Genomic DNA, 17819 nt, shown 5'->3' with positions numbered 1-17819 from the left:
GAAGTGGACATCACCTACAGCACCTTTCCGGGCGTCGGCAGTGTGCACCAGTTCCGTACCCGTGCCGGGCAGTGGTTCGGCGTTCTGGCCGACCGGGCTGGGCGGCGCTCACTGCTGATCTATGACGCCGACGATCCCGACGACGCACGTCCCGGTGCAGACCATCGTCATGGAGCACGACGAGGCTGACCGGATAGCCGAGACCCTGCACAGCCGTTCCCTGCCCCACCGGCTCGCCGATGTGGAACGCCGACCGGCCGAGCTCACCGGGATGGCGCGTTGACCGGAATCGTGTCCGGCAGAACCCGGCTCCCGGTCCCGGTCCCGGGAGCGACGGGCCCTGACAACGAGACGTCATCTGCGGTGCCCTTGCCTGGGCTTTGGAGGGTTGGCCACCGCGATCATCGTGCTCGGCGCCACGCCTCCTCGCGCGGCCGGCCCGCGACACGTTGCAGGGCCCCCGTCGCGTGCTCAGCCATCGACTACCTCGCACGATGTCCGTCCGTGGCGGGCCAGGCAGGAGTGGCCGTCAGCGAAGAACGCCCCGGCAGATTGCTGAAACCCGGCAACCCGCCCGCCAGCCCCCATGGCCGCCGGTCGCGTACACCTCCGCCAGCTTCGCCCGGTCATCCAATCCCCATCCTGGACACCGGAACCCGGGTCCGGCCGTGGTCGGCACTGGCCCGGCTGGCCACCGACTCACTGCTCGTCCGGCACGCCGCGGGCACCGGGTGGGCCCGGTGCGTTGAGCTTGAAAATGACGCCGAGCATCCGGATGGCAAAGCAGATCGTGGCCGCGACCAGCGCAGCCGGCAGGCCATAGACTCCCGCGTGTATGGTGGCGACCGTGAGCGCGGCGGCGATCAGGGCCGGGATCGCGTACAGGTCGCTGTGCAGCACCGACGGGACCTGCCGGACGAGGATGTCGCGGATCGTGCCCCCGCCCACCCCGGTCACAGCACCGAGAATGATGGCCGGTCCCACGTCGAGCCCGAAGGCCATGGCCTTGCTGGCCCCGATCACCGCGAACACGCTCAATCCGACCGCGTCAAGCACGTTGATCGGCTTGTCCAGCCGGTTCAGCCGCTGGCTGAGTGCGAACGCCACCAGCCCGCCGCCAATGGCCAACGCCAGATAGCGCCAGTCGCGGAAGGTGGCCGGCGGCACGTCGCCGATCAAGACGTCGCGGATGATGCCACCGCCCAGCGCAGTGATCGCCCCGAGCGCGACGACGCCGACGATGTCGAGCCGGGCGGCCCGCACCGCGGTCAACGCGCCGTTGAGCCCGAACGCGAAGGTGCCGATCAGATCCAGCGCCAGCAACAGCGGCTCGGTTGGCATTCGCGATGTCTACTCCTGGGCGGCGCCCTGCCGCGACAGCCCGGCCTTCCCGGCGGCGCGGCGGCACCGACCCCGCTGCACCGTCCGGCGCCCCTACCAGTTCGTCTCGCAGGATCAGCGACGACCGCGGAGGACGATTGGACAGCAGGTCATATGTTCGAGGAGTCGACTGGCACCTCCGTCGGGAACGCCGGAGCGCCGGGAAGCTGACCGTCGATGGGACAGGACAGCCCCAGGGTGTAGGCGGTCATCGACAGCGACCCGTAGGCGTACCCATCCACCAGGACTTCGGTACCGCCGCCGGCGGCGCCGGCGAGGCCGGCCAAGTACAGCAGCGGAATGAAGTGGTCGGGGGTCGGTACCGCCCGCCGGTACTCGCGGTGGGCGTCCAGCGTCGCGGCCTCGGTCGGTGCATCGAGCATCACCGCCTTGGCGGCCTCGTCGAACCGTTCGGCCCGGTCGTAGCCGTCGTCGGTCATGTGACGGCTCATGCCCCTCAGGTTGTGCACCACGTTTCCGCTGGCCACGACGAGCACCCCGCGTTCCCGCAGCGCCGCCAGCTTCGCCCCCAGCTCCAGGTGGTAGTCGAACGGCTTGTTCGCGTTGATGCTCAGCTGCACGACGGGGATGTCAGCGGCCGGGAACGCGTGTGTCAGCACCGACCAGGTGCCGTGGTCGATGCCGCAGGAGTCGAGGTCCTCCCCGACCCACATCGGGTGCACCACCAGATGACGGCCTTGAACATGTTGTTCTCCATCCTCGTGGTTCTCCGGCGAAGACGGGTATCCACTGGGCCGGCCGCCATTCGGCGCCGCACCGCTCCCGTCGGGACGTGCTGGGGCCGGCCATCGCCGGGGCCGTGGCGTGCAGGCCCCTCATGTTTCCTGGCACGGCCGTCGGGTACTGCTCGTGCGCGACGGGGCGAGACGCGAGGAGGTGAGTGCTACGAACGCGACGGGTACGACGCGGCCGAGGGTGGTCATAGTGGGCGGCGGGTTCGCCGGCATCTCCGCGGTCCGCGAGCTGAGCGGCATCGACGCCGATGTACTGCTGCTCGACCGCGATCTTTACACGACGTTCCAGCCCCTCCTGTACCAGGTGGCGGCCGGCACGCTCAACGCTGGCGACATCACCTATGCGCTGCGGTCTTTCGCCGGCCGCTTCCGCAACGCCCGCTTCCGACGGGCGTGCGTCACCGGGCTGGACCCTGTGGGCCGGCGTGTGCGGCTCGACGACGGCGCCGAGGTCGGCTACGACTACCTGATCCTCGCCTGCGGGGTGACCGCCAACTTCTTCGGCATCCCCGGCGCCGCGGAGCACGCGCGCACCACCTACACCCGCGCGGCGGCGATCGAGGTCCGCGACCGGGTGCTGGGCAACCTGGAGGCCTACGCGCAGGGCCGCGAGGGTGCCGTCGAGCCGGTCGCCGTGATCGTCGGGGGTGGCCCGACCGGGGTCGAGATGGCCGGCGCACTGGCCGAGCTGTGCAACGCCGGCCTCGCGTACGCCTACCCGGAGATCGACCCGGAGCGGGTGCGTGTGGTGCTGGTCGAGATGCTCGACCACGTACTGGCGCCGTTCGACCCGACATTGCGTGAGTACGCGGCCGACGCCCTGCGCGAGCGGGGCGTGGACCTGCGGCTTGGCGTCGCGGTGAAGGAGGTCTGCCCCAACTGCGTGGTGCTCGCCGACGGCGAGCACCTGCCTTCGGCGGCCACGATCTGGGCCACCGGGGTGAAGGTCGACGACGGAGTCTCACGGTGGGGGCTGCCTCAGGGGCGCGGCGGACGGATCCAGATCGGGCCCGACCTGCGGGTGGACGGCCACCCCGACATCTTCGCCGTGGGCGATGTCGCCGCCGATCGCGACAGGCCGCTGCCGCAGCTGGCGCGTCCCGCCATCGACGGCGGCCGGCACGCCGGGGCGCAGGTCCGGCGCCTACTGGCGGGTGAACCCACCAGGGTGTTCGACTATCGGGACCGCGGTATCTCCGCGACGATCGGGCGCAGCGATGCCGTCATCCAGCTGCCGTTCGGAGTGAGGTTGCGCGGGATGGTCGCGTGGATCGGTTGGGTGGGCCTGCATGTGGTCCTGCTGATGGGTGGCCGCAACCGCCTGGCCACGATGGTCAACCTCGCCGCGCGGTACCTGACCTGGCGACGCGCGCCCAACGTCATCGTCGGGGACCCTGCCCTGATGAGCAGTGGTTCTCATTTCGGCAGGAGTCGCACTAGCGGTCCACCGTGAAGTCACGCTCCGGCCAGCCCAGCAGCCTTGCCCCGAGCACCGCGGCGTGGACGGTGAAACGTTGCGCGGGGTCCGTGGGGTCGAATCCGGTGATCGTCTTGATCCGGTCGAGGCGGTAGGTAACGGCGCGGACGGACAGGTGCAGCCTGCGCGCCGTCTCCGTGGTGACGCTGCCCGAGGCGAAGTAGGCGTCGAGGGTCGCGAGGAGTGGTTCGACCCCGCCGCGCGCGTGCACCAGCTGACCCAGCACGGACTGGACCAGGTCGGAAATAGCGGGCTGGTCGCGGAGCAGCACCCGGTAGATGAGCAGTTGCTCGGACTGGATCAGCGGGCTGTCGAGACGTAACCGCACCGCCATCGTGAGACCCTCGCGGGCTTCCTCGTAGGACCGGGCAATTCCGTACGACCCGAGATAGGGGCGACCGACCGTGACACGCCACGGCCGTCCGCGGGAACGCTCAAGCTCCTTGAGTAGGAGATCACCGAGTGTCTTCGGGCCAGTTCGTGCCCCGGCAACATCCGTGTCGGCCGGGGTGATGGCAACGATCCAGCCGTCCTTGGTGGCGACCAGGACGTCGCGGTCGCCGGCCCACCGCACGACGGCGCGCTCTACTGAGTTGATCGTCGCTTCGGTCTCGTTGAGCCGGCCCGATGGTGCGGCCAGCGCGACCTGATGCGGTCGGGTCATGTCGAGCCCGAACGGTTCTGCGCGCTCCACGAGCCGGCCGACGTCGGCGTCGCCGCGCAGCAGGTCCTCGATGAACTCGCGTCGCAGAGTCTCCTCCCACCGCACCATCTGGCGGCGGGCTTCGGTGTACGCCTCGACCAGGCGCGCGACGGCCTCGTCCACCACGTGCAGCACGGCGGCGGCCGCGGCCCGTACGACCTCGCTGTCGCGGGAGCGGACGACCGCTGGAAGTTGCTGCCACAGCCGCCGCGCCGCCGACAGGTACAGCTGCACGACACTGCCCGCCGACACGCCCAACTCGGCAGCCCGCCGCCCCATGAGCCCGACGGCATCGAGCTCGACGGCACCGGGCTTCCGACCGGAAACCGCGGCATCGGCGAGAAGCGGAAGGTAGTCGCCGAGGAGCTCGATCGGGACGTCGCCAACCTCGCGGCAGGCGCCCCGGGCGACGTCCGTCAACCACGAGTCGCCCTCGGAGCGGAGATCGCCTCCAGCGCGCCGTTGCGCGGTGTTGCTGTCGGTCACGGCGCCTCCTGCCCACACTCGGTCGGCCGGCGACAAGTCGACAAGCCCCTGACGGCTGCCTCCCGCGCCGGCGCGAGGGCCGCCCGCCGTTCGCAACCTACTCCTTGGTTCGCGGCCGGAGCCCGCGTGAACCTCGGGCCGGTTACCGCGGGATCGGGCGGCGAAAAACCGACAGCTTTCGCGCGGGACGTCCACAGCGGCGATGGAGCGTCAGGACCGCGCGGTCTGCGATCCGCCCGCCGCGGTCGAGGACGGACATCCCGTGGACCGTCTCGGGTTCGCCGGGTTCGTCTTCAGCTCAGGTCGTGCTTCGGCCAGCCCAGGAGTTTCGCCCCGAGCGCGGCGGCGTTGACGGTGAACCGCTGTGCGGGGTCGGTGGGGTCGTGGCCGGTGAGCGTTTTGATCCGGTCGAGGCGGTAGGTGACCGCGCGGACGGACAGATGAAGGCGGCGTGCGGCTTCTGTGATGACGCACCCGGCGGCGAAGTAGGCGTCGAGGGTGGTCAGGAGCGGTTCGGCTCCGCCGCGGGCGTGGACCAGCCCGCCCAACACCGTCCCGACGAGGTCGGCGATCGCGGGTTGATCGCGCAGGAGCACGCGGTAGATCAGCAGCTGCTCGGCGTGGATCACCGGCGTGTCCAGGTTCAGCCGCTCCGCCATCGTCAGTCCTTCGCGGGCTTCCTCATAGGAGCGGGCAATTCCGTACGAGCCGGGGTAGGGCCGTCCGACCGTGACACGCCATGGTCGTCCTCGGGTCGAGCGGCTCAGTTCGGCGAGCATGAGGGCGCCGAGCATGTTCGGCCCGGTTCGGGGCTTGCGCATTTCTGTGTCGGGAGGTGCGACGACAACGATCCGGCCGTCCTTCGTCGCGACGAGGACGTCGCGGTCGCCGACCTCTTGCACGATCGTGTGTTCCAGGGAGCTGATCCCGGGTGTGGCCTCGTCGAGGCGACCGGTCGGCGCGGCCAGCGCGACCTGGTGCGGGCGGATCATGTCCAGGCCGAAGGGTTCGGCCCGTTCCACGAGCCGTCCGACGTCGGCGTCGCCGCGCAGCAGGTCCTCGATGAACTCGCGGCGCAGCGTCTCCTCCCAGCGGGCCGTCTGGCGGCGGGCGTCGGCGTACCCCTCGGCCAGACTGGCAACGGCGCCGTCGACGACGCGCAGAACCGCGGCGGTGGCAACCCGCACCGCCTGGTTGTCGCGGGAGCGGACCACCATGGGCAGTTGTTGCCACAGCCGTCGGGCCGCCGAGAGGTACAGCTGGACCGCGGTGCCCGCGGACACCCCGAGTTCGGCGGCCCTCCTGCCGAGCATGCCCACCGCTTCGAGCTCGGAGGGATGTGGCTCGCGGCCTGCGATGGCGGCGTCGGCCAACAAGAGCAGGTAGTCGCCGAGCAGTTCCACCGGCGCGCCACCGGCGTCCCGGCTGGCCGACTCGGCCACCTCGTTCAGCCATGCCGGGTGACCGTTCTGCGTGTCGGCACGCGTGCGTTCCTGGTGGCGGTCGGTCACTTCTGTGCTCCCGTCCTGCTGGACGTCGGTCCCAGTGCCGAGTTTGCCCAGGCGCGGTTGGCTCGCCAACTGCTTCGGTACTCGGTCGTGGACAGAGGACCGATCCTGTGCGGGCTCACGCGGCTCGGCCGAGGCGCTCACGAGGCCCGCCCGTGATGCAGCGCTGTGGGTGGCTCTGCCGCCGTTGCGCAGTCGTGACGAACGATCGCGATCGGGCAGTGGGCGTGGTGCAGGACGGTCTGGCTGACCGAGCCGAGTACCGCACCGCGGATGGACCCACGGACCCGTGAGCCGACGACGACGAGCGCGGCACCGCGCGATGCGGTGATCAGGGACTGAGCCGGGTCGCCGGGCGCGAGTGCGGTGACGACGGGCACGTCGGTGTACTCGTCGCGCCACCGGGCGAGACCCTTTTCTGTGGCCCGGTGCGCGAGGGCCTCGGCCATCGTCGGGCTGCCGGCGGCGCTGGTGTTGTCCGCGGGGCGGACGACGACGACCGGGCAGGAGGCGTGCGCGGCGACGTGAGCGGAGACCGATCCGGCCAGCAGGCCGCGCAAGCCGGATCGACCATGGCTGCCCACGACGAGCAGCCGGGCGCCGCGGGCTTCGTCGAGCAACGTCCACCCTGCTGACCCGTGCGTCAGTCGTGTCGACACGGCGATGTCGGAGGCCACCGACCGGGCGCGGGCCGTTGCGTCCACGAGCAGCAGCTCGGCTGCGGTGCGCGCCGCGATGAGGCTGTCGATCGGCGGGACGATCCCGTCGGGGTCCGTGGGTAGCGGGGGGCGGGCAGCATGCACGACCCGCAGCGAGCGGCCTCGGGTTGCGGCCTCGGCAGCCGCCCAGTCCACCGCGTCGCCGGCGATGCCGTCGTCGTCGACTGCGACGACGACACCCTGTTCCCCGCCCCGGTTCATCGGCCGGCGACGGCGGGCACCGCCGATGCTGGCAGCGGGGTTGTGGTCGCTTGCCCGTCCATTGCGGGTGTCTCACTCGCCCGGTCGTGCTGCCGGCCTTGGACCAGGCCGTCGGTCGAGGCCGGCGCCGATGCCGCGATCGCCTCGGTCGAGGCCGCTGCTACAGCGACCTCGGGGGGAGTTGCTCGTTCGAGGAACCGCAGCAGCTCCACGGGGAAGGGCAGCACCAGGGTGGAGTTCTTCTCCGCGGCGACCTCGACCACGGTCTGCAGCAGACGCAGCTGCAACGCGGCCGGGTGTGCGGTCATCACTTCGGCGGCTTGGGCCAGTTTCTCGGAGGCCTGCAGCTCACCCTCGGCGGTGATCACCCTGGAGCGTCGTTCGCGTTCGGCCTCGGCCTGGCGCGACATGGACCGCTTCATCGACTCGGGCAGCGCGACGTCCTTGATCTCGACGCGATCGATGTGGACACCCCAGTCCAAGGCCGGGCTGTCGATCATGAGTTCCAAGCCCTGGTTGAGCCGCTCCCGGTTGGACAGGAGGTCGTCCAGGTCGCTCTTGCCGATGATCGAGCGCAGGGAGGCCTGCGCGACCTGGCCGATGGCGTGGTCGTAGTTCTGCACGTCGACGACCACCTTCACCGGGTCGATGACTCGGTAGTAGACGACGGCGTCGACCTTGACCGTGACGTTGTCGCGGGTGATGCCTTCTTGGGCAGGGATCGGCAGGGTGACGATCTGCATGTTGACCTTGTGTAGGCGATCCGCGAACGGGGCGATCAGTGCGAGCCCAGGCCCGCGGATCGCCGCGCGCAGCCGGCCGAAGCGCAGAACGACACCGCGCTCGAACTGGGTGATGACACGAACGCTCGATCCCAACAGCAGTAGGCCCACTGCCAGTGCTGCGATCAGGACATACATGATGATCATCTCGTCCTCCGATACTCCTAGCGGTTGGGTTTGCGGTGCGCTCCTCGGCGTGTGACGCCCACGGCGAGGGGTTGTGCTTCGCGACCTGTTACGGGGTGTGCCGGTTGGTGTCGGCGGACTGGTGCCGCCCAGCCCAGATGAACAATCCGGTCGAGGTCGCGACCGCCACTGCGCCCGCCAACGACCCGACGACCAGCAGGAAGACGGTGAGTAGGGCCGCGGCCACGACCATGAGGCTGACTCCCAGCTGGTGCGGATGGCGCGACAAGCGGGTCTGACCGGCCGCGAAGGCGCGGGTGAAGTCGGGATCGTCGGCCATGCATTGGCGCTCGACCTCACGCAGTGTCTTCAGCTCGTGATCACTGAGCACGGTCCACCTCCTCGAGATGGGGCACCCGCCCGGTCATATCCAGATTCCGGGCTCCGGCAAACATATCGTAACACGATACAATTGGTCGAGAGGCAGTTGTGAGCCGGACGGCATTCATGCGGTGCGCGGGCGGCGCCGCCGGTAGGGGACTGCATTCACCAGCGTGACGATCATCCTTTCGCCCCCCGGGAGCAGGTACGCACGTTGTTCCCCCGCCTTGGCCCCGCACAGTGCCGTGCCCAGCGGCGAGTCGGGCGAGTAGACCGGGAGGCCGCCTGTGGCGGATTCCTCGCGGTCGGCCATCAGGAAGGTCTCGGTGATGTCGTCGGCCTCGAAGCGCACGGTCAGCACCATGCCGGGCTCGGCGACGCCGTCATCGGGTGGCTCGTGCCCGACGGCTGCAGTGGAGATGAGTTCTTGAAGCTGCCGGATCCTGAGTGCCCGCTGTTCTCGGTCGGTCTGTCCGCGGTGTGCGCCCGTCGCCCGCTCCATCCGCAGCAGCGCGAGTTCGATCCGGGCCCGGTCGTACGTTTCCGCGGTCAGCCAGGCTCGCTGAGAGTCGATCGGCATCAGTGGTTCCTCCTTTGATCAGGGTTGGGGGGCGATGACGGGATGCGGATGGGCCCTCATCCCATGCGTCCGAGTCGGATGGACCGGCTGAAGGGGATGTCCGTGGTGTGATCGGCACGGTTGGCAGGGTGCTCGACCGGATCGTCGGCGCGTCCAGGCCGGGGCGGGACCGGGACCGACCGTCGCACGATGTGATCGGCGAGCCGCACCGCGGCGCATCGCACCGTCCCCGGCACCGACTCATCGCCGGTTTCCAACTCCTGGCTCACAGTGCTCAGGAGCTCCGCCGACAGCGGCGCCAGCTCGTCGTCGGCCGGGGCGCTCGCTGGCTCCACGCGGAGAAGCTGAACGGCCGACCAGCATGCGCGGGCATCAGCCTGGTCGATTGGTGGCCGACGAATCGGGCGAGCCATTGATTTCCTCTCTGGACGGCGGCACGCGATCGTGGGCGGTCCGCAGTGAATGACGCTGAGGCGCGAGGCGCCGACCTGAACGACCGGAACTGGTGCGATGTCCGCACAGCAAGTCGCACGATCGGCGTGTCCGAGCCCGTCACCTACAACCTTGGCTGGCGCAGGCGCCGTTGGCACTGGCTACCACCGGCCGACAACCCAGGGCGCAGCTTGCCGGTATCCGGCAGTTTCGGTGTCGGTCTCGGTCCGCGAGGACCGGACGAGTGGCGCTGCAGCCCTCACCGGCGCCCTCGCCAGCCGGCGGCGCGCGGCTGCCGGGAGTCGGCAACCGGGTGGGGGTCAAGTCGGCCGACCGCAGCCGGTGCCCCCGGCGCGTGGGCGAGGCAGGATGGGCTGAGCCTGACCGCGCCCCGGCGGGGAGTGTCATCGAACGAGGCGTGAGCGCAGTCGCCGCGTGATCGGCGATCGCGAGCCCACGCCGTGCCGGGTGCCGGGTCGAGTCGCCGTCTGAGGAGGTTCGTCATGCTCAGTGACCGGGAGCGCGAGACGCTGCGCGAGGTTCAGGACCGTTTCGTCTCCGAGGACCCGCGCTTCGCCGCATCCTTCAAAGCAGTCCGGCCAGACGCATCGATTTACTCCGTCCAATGGGTATACACCCTGCCGAGCTGGGCATATACGACCGCGATGATCGTCGCAGTGGCGTTCGGGGTGCTCATGCTGATCGCGGGGGCACCGGGGACCGCGCTGGCCTTCGCAGCGCTGGCCACAGCGATTTCCCTGCTGCGCCGTCGCCGGGACCAGACCGTCCAGCGGGGCTCGTGATGTCCTCGCTCGGGTCGGTAGTTCCCGTGCCTCCGGGTCGTCCTCTGGGCTGTTCCTGTTCGGCGGGATCACCGTGATGTCAGGCTTCCTGACCCCAGGGGGCGCACCCGATTCCGGCTGGACCGGCTACGTCCCGCTGTCCGGGCAGTGCGCTCGCCCGGCGCCGGCGCCGACCTGTGGAACACCGGCCTCATCGTCGCTGGTCTCGGCACGATCCTGAGCTACGTCCTGCCCGCCGCCGCGGCACAACTTCACCGAGCTACCGCGGATTCGCTCGGAGCGTCCGGCGTTCGAGCTGCACTACCCGCACATGGTCGAGCGGTTCCGCGAGGGGGCCCACGTTGGGGGACGGTCGGGCCACTCCAGGGCCGCTCCATCGGAAATCGCGGCCTACGCCGTGCAACACGACATCGAGGAGGGGTCCCGTGCGCAGTGACATGACCTTCGCCGAGCGTGTCTGGGAAAACGAAGGCGGACTTCTACGGCCTCCGGAGAGGGCGACGCCCTCGCAGGGTCCTACGAGTGTGCGGGTGCGCCGCATCTACGGCCCGGTGACCGAGGAGGACGGTATCCGCGTGTTGGTCGATCGTCTCTGGCCACGCGGGATGAGCCGAGCCAGAGCCGAGATCGACGAATGGTGCCGCAACATCGCTCCGTCGACCGCGCTGCGTCGCTGGTACGGCCACGACGCGCAGCGTTTCACCGAGTTCCGTTGCCGATATCGACTCGAACTCGGGACCGGTGAGCAGGCCGCCGCCCTGCTCCACCTGACCGAGCTGGCCGACGGGCTGACCTTGACGCTCCTTACCGCCAGCAGGGATCCTTCGATCAGCGAGGCCGTGGTCCTCGCGGAACTCCTCGAGCAGGGGCCGCGGTCGCGCTGATCGGTCTGACCGAGTGGAACACTGCTCGCCCTGCTGGCGCCCGGTGGCATTCCCGTCCTCGTGCTGGTCGACGCCCGAATCTCGAGGCCACTTTGCCGATATGCGGCGCTGGCCCTATCACGCTCGCCCGCTGGCGACAGCGTCCGCCAGAGTCCGGCTCCGTGCGCGGGACAGCAGGATGATCGGCAGATCGGCACCACACCGTAAGAGCGTGAGCTCCGCGAGCTCGTCAGAGGCGAGTCACACCTCGGCGACTTCACGGCCGCCTCCGCCATGACGCGCGCGGTGAACCTCGCGCGTCATGGCGGACGATGCGCGTAGCTCACCGCTGGCGGCGGCGCCCAGAAGGGTTGGCATCGACATGGGCGCTGGAGCGGCCGAGTTCTGCGGTGAACCGTCCTGGAGGGGCCATCAGACGCGGGCGAGCTGGACGACCGCCCAGGACAGCGGCGGCAGCGTCAGCCCCGCGGTGCCGTCCTCGACCTGCACGCCGTCCAGCGGCCGCAGCGCTACGTGGTCGGGGTGCTGCTCGTCGTTGGAGGTGTGCCGGTCCTGGCCCTCGGCTGCGGCGAGCACCGCGGCGTGCTGCACGCGCAGCTCCCCGAAGCCGCGCACGCCGGCCTCGACGGTGGCCGGTTCGGCCTGGTCGCGGTTGGCCAGGAACAGCGTGACGACGCCCGCCTCGGCGTCCCAGGTGCCGGACGCGTCCACGAGGTCGACGTCGCCGAACCGGGGTGTCTCGTAGCGGTCGCTGTGGACCCGGACGTCCAGGATGTCCCCGGTCGCGCGCCGGCGGACCTGCTCGAACGGGTGCGCGATCGTCTGCTTCCACGCCGGCCCGCCGGGCTCGCTGCGCAGCAGCCCGATCACGTTCACCAGCTGCGCCTGGCAGGCCACCGTGACGCGGTCGCCGTGGCGGAGCAGGGAGTTCAGCAGCGTGCCGACGACCACCGCGTCGGTGACCGAGTACTCGTCCTCGATCACCCGCGGCGCCACCTCCCACTCGCTCTCGCCCTTGGCGATCGCGGACGCACGGTGGCGCGACTGGTACCAGACGTTCCACTCGTCGAACGAGATGTCGATCCGCTTGCGGTGCTTCCCGCGGGCGCGCACGGCGTCGGCGGTGGCCACGACGGACTCGATGAAGACGTCCATGTCGCGGGCGGAGGCGAGGAAGTCGCCCGCGCTGTGCGGGCCGTCGTCGTGCTCCTGGTAGTAGGCGTGCGCGGAGATGTAGTCGACCTGGTCGTAGGTCTCCTCCAGCACCACCCGCTCCCACTCGCCGAACGTCGGCATGGCGTACTTCGAGCTGCCGCACGCGACCAGCTCGATGCTCGGGTCGACCAGCCGCATGGCGCGCGCGGTCTCGGCGGCCAGCCGGCCGTACTCGGCGGCGGTCTTGTGGCCCACCTGCCACGGGCCGTCCATCTCGTTGCCCAGGCACCACAGCTTGATGTCGAACGGATCGGCGTCGCCGTGGGCGCGGCGCAGGTCGGAGTACTTGGTGCCGCCCGGGTGGTTGGCGTACTCCAGGATGTCGCACGCCTCCTGGACGCCGCGGGTGCCCAGGTTGACCGCCATCATCGGCTCGGTACCCGCGGCGCGGGTCCAGCGGGAGAACTCGCCCAGGCCGAACTCGTTGGTCTCGATCGAGCGCCACGCCCGGTCCAGGCGCCGCGGCCGCTGGTCCTTCGGGCCGACACCGTCCTCCCAGTAGTACCCGGAGACGAAGTTGCCGCCGGGGTAGCGCACGACGGTGGGGCCGAGCTCGCGCACCAGGTCCAGAACGTCGGTGCGCAGGCCGTCCGCGTCGGCCTTCGGGTGGCCGGGCTCGTAGATGCCCGTGTAGACGCCGCGGCCCATGTGCTCGACGAACGAGCCGAACAGGCGACGGGGCACGGGGGCGATCGTGAAGTCGGGATCGATGGTCAGGCGTGCGCTGGGCAAGGCGTTCCTTCCTGGATGGTCGTGCGACTCACGTTCCGCCGAGGCCGGTGGTGGCGACCCCGCGGATGATCTGGCGCTGGAACAGCATGAACACGACGATCAGCGGCAGTCCTGCGAGGATCGCCGAGGCCATCACCTGCGCGTAGCGAACCCCGAACGCGCTCTGCACCTGCACCAGCCCCACCGGGAGCGTCATCAGGCCAGGGTCGGAGGTGATGATGAACGGCCACAGGAAGTTGTTCCACGCGTGGATGAACACGAAGATCGACACGGCGGCGAGGATCGACCGTGACAGCGGCAGCACGATCTGCAGGAAGATCCGCAGCGAGCCGGCGCCGTCAACGCGGGCAGCCTCCTCCACCTCGCGCGGGATGCCGTCGAAGAACTTCTTGAGGATGAACACCATCGCCGGCAGCACCAGCTGCGGCAGGATGATGCCGGCGTAGGTGTCGGCCAGGCCCATCGCCAGCATCTGCCGGTACAGCGGCACGATCAGGATCTGCGGCGGCACCATGATCCCCGCGATCGTCAACGCGAACAGCGCGTTGCGGCCCCGGAACCGGGTGCGGGAGAAGCCGTACGCGGCCGCCGCCGACAGCGCCACCGTCAGCACCGTGACCACGAGCGCGACCACCGTGCTGTTGACGAACCAGGTCACCAGGTTCCCGTTGGCGAGCACCGAGGCGTAGGCCTGCAGCGTGAACCCGCGCTCGGGGATGACCTCGAGCGGCACGGTGGTGGTGTCGGCCTCCTGCTTGAGCGAGGTGAGCAGCGCCCACACCAGCGGCGCCAACCAGAGCACCGCCACCACCAGCAGCGCGGTGATGATCCCGGCGCGGGCCAGTGGGGTGTAGCGCCGCACGTCCGCGGGGCCGTCGTCGGAGCGCGGACGACGGGCCCGCGGCAGGAGCGGGGTCGTGGCGGGGTTCGCGGTGTCGGGCGCGGTGGTCACAGTTCACTCCTGCGGCTGAGCCGGGCCTGGACGAGGGCGATCAGGATGATCAGCACGAAGAACATGTAGGAGATGGCCGAGGCGTAGCCCAAGCGATAGTCCACGAACCCGGTGTCGTAGACGTACTGCAGGATCGGCGTCGCCGACCCGCCCGGCCCGCCGTTGGCCTGGAACAGGATGTAGGCCTGGTCGAACAGCTTCAGCGAGGCGAGCACCTGCAGCACCACCACGAGGCCCGTCGTGCGGTTCAGCAGCGGCAGCGTGATCGAGAAGAGCCGCCGCCAGCCGCCGGCACCGTCGATCTCCGCGGCCTCGTACAGCTGCGCGGGGATCGCCTGCAGGGCGGCGAGGTAGAGCAGGAAGTTGAAGCCGACCGTCCACCAGACGGTGAGGATGACGACCGACCACAGGCCGATGTCCGGCTCGGTGAGCCATCCCACCGCCGGCAGGCCCAGCCCGGACAGGACCCCGTTGAGCAGGCCGTAGTCACCGGAGAACAGCCACTGCCAGATCAGGGCGACGGTGGCCACCGGCAGTAGGAACGGCGCGAAGTAGGCGAAGCGCCAGAACCACTGCCCGCGGACTCCGGTCTGCACCAGCAGCGCCATCACCAGCGCGACCGCCACCAGCGGGATCGTGGTGCCGATCGTGAACAGCACCGTGACGCCGAGCGTGCGCCAGACCTCGGGGTCGGAGAACAGCCGCACGTAGTTGGCCAGCCCGACGAACTGCGACTCGCTGCGCACCAGGCTGGTGTCGAAGAAGCTCAGGCCCAGGCCGTAGACCAGTGGCCACAGCACGAACGCGGCGTAGACCAGCAGGAACGGCAGGACGAACCAGATCCCGCCGCGGCCGCCGACGAGGCTGGGTCCCTTGCCGGCGGCGGTGCCCGGCGCGACGCGGTCCGGAGCGGCGACCGTCCCCGCCGTCATCCGAAGACCTCGCTACGCTCGGTCGAGGGCTGCGCCGAGTCGCTGTATCGATGGTTCACTCGCTGACGCTCGTTCACAGTGGGCTCCCGAAGGTGATCTGCTCGTCGAGCCAGCCGATCAGGTCGTCGGCGCCCTGCTCCGGTGTCAGCGCCCGGGTCGCCACCCCCTGCAGGCTCTGCCCGGCCCGCGACATCAGCGTCGACCCGGATCCGGAGAAGTAGGTCTCGGGATCGAACTCCACCACCTGCGCCGCCTCTCGGTAGTTCGAAATCGGCTGCTCCGCCCGGTACTCCGGACTCGCCGCCACCGCGGACAGCGCCGGGATGTGGCCGCCGCCCGTCGCCCAGACGAGGCTGTTGCGCAACATCGACACCGCCATGTCGTACGCCGCCGCGCGGGCAGCGGGATCGACGCTGGCCTGCGTCGGCAGCACGAAGCTGTGGCTGTCCGCCCGCACGAACGGCGTATCCCCGAACAAGGCGGGGAACTGCGTCATCGAGAACGGGATCTCCGCCTCGCGGGCCGAGGTCACCTCCCACGGTCCGACGAACAGGAACCCGGCCTGCTGGCTCGCGAAGGCCGCGGGCGCCGACTGCCCGTCGAGGGTAGGCGAGCAGATCGTCCCGTCGCACATGTCCCGCAGGAACGTCATCGCCTGGACTGCCGCGTCCCGGTCCACCTCGGCCGGCCCGCCATCGGGCAGCAGCATCTGCCCGCCGAGCTGGCGGAACAGCGACCAGAACACCATCCACACGTGGGAGCTCTCGCCGATGCCGAGCGAGATCCCGATGGAGCCGGTGACCTCGGCGGCGCGCCGGCCCGCGTCGAGCATCTGCTCGGCGCTGGTGATCGGCGCCAGCGTGCCGTCCGGGGCGAGCAGTCCGGCCCGCTCGCAGATGTCGGTGTTGTAGTAGAGGACGAGCGGGTGGGTGTCGAGTGGCAACGCCCTCAGCCGGCCGTCGACCAGCACCCGGTCCAGGACGGGCTGCGGGAACTCCTCGATGCTGACGCCCCGGGCCGCGAGCTCGTCCAGGTCCCACTCGTCGAGCAGGTCGCGCCCGAACGTCGCCAGCCGGGAGGCGTGCAGCGTGGCCAGGTCGGGCGCCCGGCCGCCCGCGCACGCCATCGCCAGCTTCGTGTAGTAGGGCGGGCCCCAGTCGAGCGTGGTGTCGGTGACGCGGACACCGGGCGCTTCGGCCCGGAAGTCGTTGACGAGCTCCACCATGAGCTCGCCGTCACTGCCTCCGAAGAAGTTCCAGTACGCCAGGTCGACGGCGCCTCCTGGGCCTCGCGCGCACGAGGACAGAACGGCAGCGCCGGCGCCGAGGGCGGTCGCGCGCAGCAGGGTGCGGCGCGAGAGGCGGTGCGTCGTCATTGACCACTCCCCTTTACATCGTGGTAATACCCTCTCCAGGGTGCCCTTGGCTGTCAAGAGCATCGCCGCAGGGGAGACTGGAACCGTGGGGACGCAACGGCGACCGGTGACGATGCGCGACGTCGCGGTCGCCGCGGGCGTATCACCGAAGACCGTCTCCAACGTCGTGAACGACTACGTCCACGTGCGCCCTGAGACCCGCACCCACGTCCAGCGCTACGTCGAGGAGCTCGGATACCGCCCGCAGGCCGTCGGCCGGCAGCTGCGCAAAGGTCGCACGGGCGCTATCGCACTGGCCGTCCCGCACGTCGACATGCCCTACTTCGCCGACCTCGCCGCCCTACTGGTCAGCGCTGCGCGCGAGCACGGGCTCACGGTCGTGGTCGAGCAGACCGACGGCAACATCGAGCGCGAGCGCCAGGTTGCCGCGGGCTCGCCCGTCCGGTTCGCCGACGCGCTGATCTTCAGTCCGCTCTCGATGCCCCCGTCCGAGCTTGCCGCGCTCCGGCACGACACCCCGATGGTGCTGCTCGGCGAGCACGGAGCGGGCGCGCAGGCCGACCGCGTCGACATCGACAGCACCGCCATCGGCCGCAGCGCCACGACCCATCTGGCGGTGTCGGGGCGTCGGCGGATCGCCGTGATCGGTCACCAGCAGGATCGGGCGAAGTCGGCGATGGAGCAGCGGATACTCGGCTACGCGCAAGCGCTCCGGGCGGCGGACCTGCCGGTGGAGCACTCGCTGATCCGGACCGTGCCGGAGTGGGACCGCCAGGACGGCTCCGACGCCGTCGACGCCCTGCTCGCCGAGCACCCGGACGTCGACGCAGTGTTCGCTGCGAACGACGTGCTCGCCATCGGCGCCTTGAGCGCCTTGCACCGCCACGGCCGCCGCGTGCCGGACGACGTCGCCCTCGTCGGCGTCGACGACGTGCCCGAGTCGCGTTTCACCACCCCCGCGCTCACCACCGTGGCGATCGACCGCGCGTTCGTGGTCGAGTCGGCGCTGGGGATGATCATCTCGCGGCTGGCCGAGCCCGACCTGCCGCCCCGCAGTGTCACCACACCGCACCGGCTGGTGGTGCGCGCGAGCAGCTGAGCGCGGCAGCCGGGTCCGCGTCCCGATGCCGTCCGGTGCACCGAGCGCAGGTGCTGATCAACGGGCTCGACGGACCGATCATGTTGCTGCAGTATCAGTGCCCGGCAGCACGCTCGGTTCGGCGGCCCTTCCCGACCTCGGTTACGGCCCCGCGATCAGCAACGTCACCTCCGTCATCCTGCTGGTCGTGTCGATCGCCCGGGGCCGTCGGTTCCGACGCGCTCTCGCTGTCGCTGTGACGGCGACGGTGTCGGTGTCGGTGTGTGTCGGTGTGTGTCGGTGTGGCGAGCCTGAGGT

18 protein-coding genes and 1 pseudogene are annotated in these 17819 nt (G+C 70.2%); 7 read left to right on the top strand and 12 right to left on the bottom strand.

Going from position 1 to position 17819, the window contains the following annotated elements:
* The first annotated feature begins 3 nt into the window (after positions 1 to 3).
* Both AC5L35_RS27175 and AC5L35_RS27170 read left to right on the top strand, forming a co-directional pair.
* Complete coding sequence (locus AC5L35_RS27175; protein ID WP_495062542.1) at positions 4 to 189, top strand: cation:proton antiporter regulatory subunit; 186 nt, start codon at positions 4 to 6, stop codon at positions 187 to 189.
* Entirely contained in the window at positions 122 to 283 is a 162-nt protein-coding gene (locus AC5L35_RS27170; protein WP_495062602.1) for a hypothetical protein, read from the top strand. Before AC5L35_RS27175 ends, AC5L35_RS27170 begins: the two co-directional genes overlap by 68 nt.
* A 416-nt stretch (positions 284 to 699) precedes the next feature.
* On the opposite strand, the gene AC5L35_RS27165 is transcribed toward AC5L35_RS27170, so the two are convergent.
* Together AC5L35_RS27165 and AC5L35_RS27160 are read right to left on the bottom strand one after the other, a co-directional pair.
* Positions 700 to 1341: a trimeric intracellular cation channel family protein gene (locus tag AC5L35_RS27165; protein ID WP_495062541.1), complete on the bottom strand. Its 642-nt coding sequence runs from the start codon at positions 1339 to 1341 to the stop codon at positions 700 to 702.
* Positions 1342 to 1490: 149 nt separating this feature from the next.
* On the bottom strand, positions 1491 to 2054 hold the full coding sequence (locus AC5L35_RS27160; protein ID WP_495062540.1) for a DODA-type extradiol aromatic ring-opening family dioxygenase: 564 nt from the start codon (positions 2052 to 2054) through the stop codon (positions 1491 to 1493).
* Between the two features lie 271 nt (positions 2055 to 2325).
* Between AC5L35_RS27160 and AC5L35_RS27155 the strand changes: the two genes are divergently transcribed.
* Positions 2326 to 3588, top strand: a complete 1263-nt coding sequence (locus AC5L35_RS27155) for an NAD(P)/FAD-dependent oxidoreductase (protein WP_495062539.1) — start codon at positions 2326 to 2328, stop codon at positions 3586 to 3588.
* Here AC5L35_RS27155 and AC5L35_RS27150 read toward each other — a convergent pair.
* The 6 genes from AC5L35_RS27150 to AC5L35_RS27125 form a co-directional block, all read right to left on the bottom strand.
* A complete protein-coding gene (locus AC5L35_RS27150) occupies positions 3572 to 4801 on the bottom strand; it encodes a PucR family transcriptional regulator (protein WP_495062538.1) in 1230 nt (409 codons plus the stop codon). The genes AC5L35_RS27155 and AC5L35_RS27150 overlap by 17 nt on opposite strands.
* A gap of 293 nt (positions 4802 to 5094) precedes the next feature.
* Positions 5095 to 6312, bottom strand: coding sequence for a PucR family transcriptional regulator (locus tag AC5L35_RS27145; RefSeq protein WP_495062537.1), 1218 nt, complete (start codon positions 6310 to 6312; stop codon positions 5095 to 5097).
* A gap of 137 nt (positions 6313 to 6449) precedes the next feature.
* Positions 6450 to 7229: a universal stress protein gene (locus tag AC5L35_RS27140; protein ID WP_495062536.1), complete on the bottom strand. Its 780-nt coding sequence runs from the start codon at positions 7227 to 7229 to the stop codon at positions 6450 to 6452.
* Entirely contained in the window at positions 7226 to 8158 is a 933-nt protein-coding gene (locus tag AC5L35_RS27135) for a slipin family protein (protein WP_495062535.1), read from the bottom strand. Before AC5L35_RS27135 ends, AC5L35_RS27140 begins: the two co-directional genes overlap by 4 nt.
* A gap of 88 nt (positions 8159 to 8246) precedes the next feature.
* Complete coding sequence (locus AC5L35_RS27130) at positions 8247 to 8528, bottom strand: DUF3040 domain-containing protein (protein WP_495062534.1); 282 nt, start codon at positions 8526 to 8528, stop codon at positions 8247 to 8249.
* A 114-nt stretch (positions 8529 to 8642) separates the two neighbouring features.
* Entirely contained in the window at positions 8643 to 9098 is a 456-nt protein-coding gene (locus tag AC5L35_RS27125) for a GreA/GreB family elongation factor (RefSeq protein ID WP_495062533.1), read from the bottom strand.
* 935 nt (positions 9099 to 10033) lie between these two features.
* Here AC5L35_RS27125 and AC5L35_RS27120 point away from each other — a divergent pair.
* The 3 genes and pseudogenes from AC5L35_RS27120 (at position 10034) to AC5L35_RS27110 (ending at position 11217) form a co-directional block, all read left to right on the top strand.
* The gene (locus tag AC5L35_RS27120) at positions 10034 to 10333 is read left to right on the top strand and encodes a DUF3040 domain-containing protein (RefSeq protein ID WP_495062532.1); all 300 of its coding nucleotides are present in this window, start codon (positions 10034 to 10036) and stop codon (positions 10331 to 10333) included.
* Between the two features lie 220 nt (positions 10334 to 10553).
* A pseudogene (locus AC5L35_RS27115) lies at positions 10554 to 10769 on the top strand (cytochrome ubiquinol oxidase subunit I); the annotation flags it as partial.
* Positions 10770 to 10863: 94 nt separating this feature from the next.
* Complete coding sequence (locus tag AC5L35_RS27110; RefSeq protein WP_495062531.1) at positions 10864 to 11217, top strand: DUF488 domain-containing protein; 354 nt, start codon at positions 10864 to 10866, stop codon at positions 11215 to 11217.
* Between the two features lie 411 nt (positions 11218 to 11628).
* Here AC5L35_RS27110 and arfA read toward each other — a convergent pair whose 3' ends face one another.
* The 4 genes from arfA to AC5L35_RS27090 all read right to left on the bottom strand — a co-directional run bounded on the left by arfA (position 11629) and on the right by AC5L35_RS27090 (position 16423).
* A complete protein-coding gene (gene arfA, locus AC5L35_RS27105) occupies positions 11629 to 13164 on the bottom strand; it encodes an arabinosylfuranosidase ArfA (protein WP_495062530.1) in 1536 nt (511 codons plus the stop codon).
* Between the two features lie 28 nt (positions 13165 to 13192).
* Positions 13193 to 14116, bottom strand: coding sequence for a carbohydrate ABC transporter permease (locus AC5L35_RS27100; RefSeq protein WP_495062529.1), 924 nt, complete (start codon positions 14114 to 14116; stop codon positions 13193 to 13195).
* Positions 14113 to 15048: a carbohydrate ABC transporter permease gene (locus AC5L35_RS27095; RefSeq protein ID WP_495062528.1), complete on the bottom strand. Its 936-nt coding sequence runs from the start codon at positions 15046 to 15048 to the stop codon at positions 14113 to 14115. The genes AC5L35_RS27100 and AC5L35_RS27095 overlap by 4 nt, the downstream gene beginning before the upstream one ends.
* A gap of 73 nt (positions 15049 to 15121) precedes the next feature.
* Positions 15122 to 16423: an extracellular solute-binding protein gene (locus tag AC5L35_RS27090; RefSeq protein WP_495062527.1), complete on the bottom strand. Its 1302-nt coding sequence runs from the start codon at positions 16421 to 16423 to the stop codon at positions 15122 to 15124.
* A 40-nt stretch (positions 16424 to 16463) separates the two neighbouring features.
* Between AC5L35_RS27090 and AC5L35_RS27085 the strand changes: the two genes are divergently transcribed.
* Complete coding sequence (locus AC5L35_RS27085; protein WP_495062526.1) at positions 16464 to 17522, top strand: LacI family DNA-binding transcriptional regulator; 1059 nt, start codon at positions 16464 to 16466, stop codon at positions 17520 to 17522.
* Positions 17523 to 17819: the final 297 nt, after the last annotated feature.

It is taken from the genome of Pseudonocardia sp. OZ21, assembly GCF_059359135.1.
The sequence above is the reverse complement of the archived record's forward strand: the minus strand, read 5'-3'. Positions and strand labels throughout refer to the sequence as shown.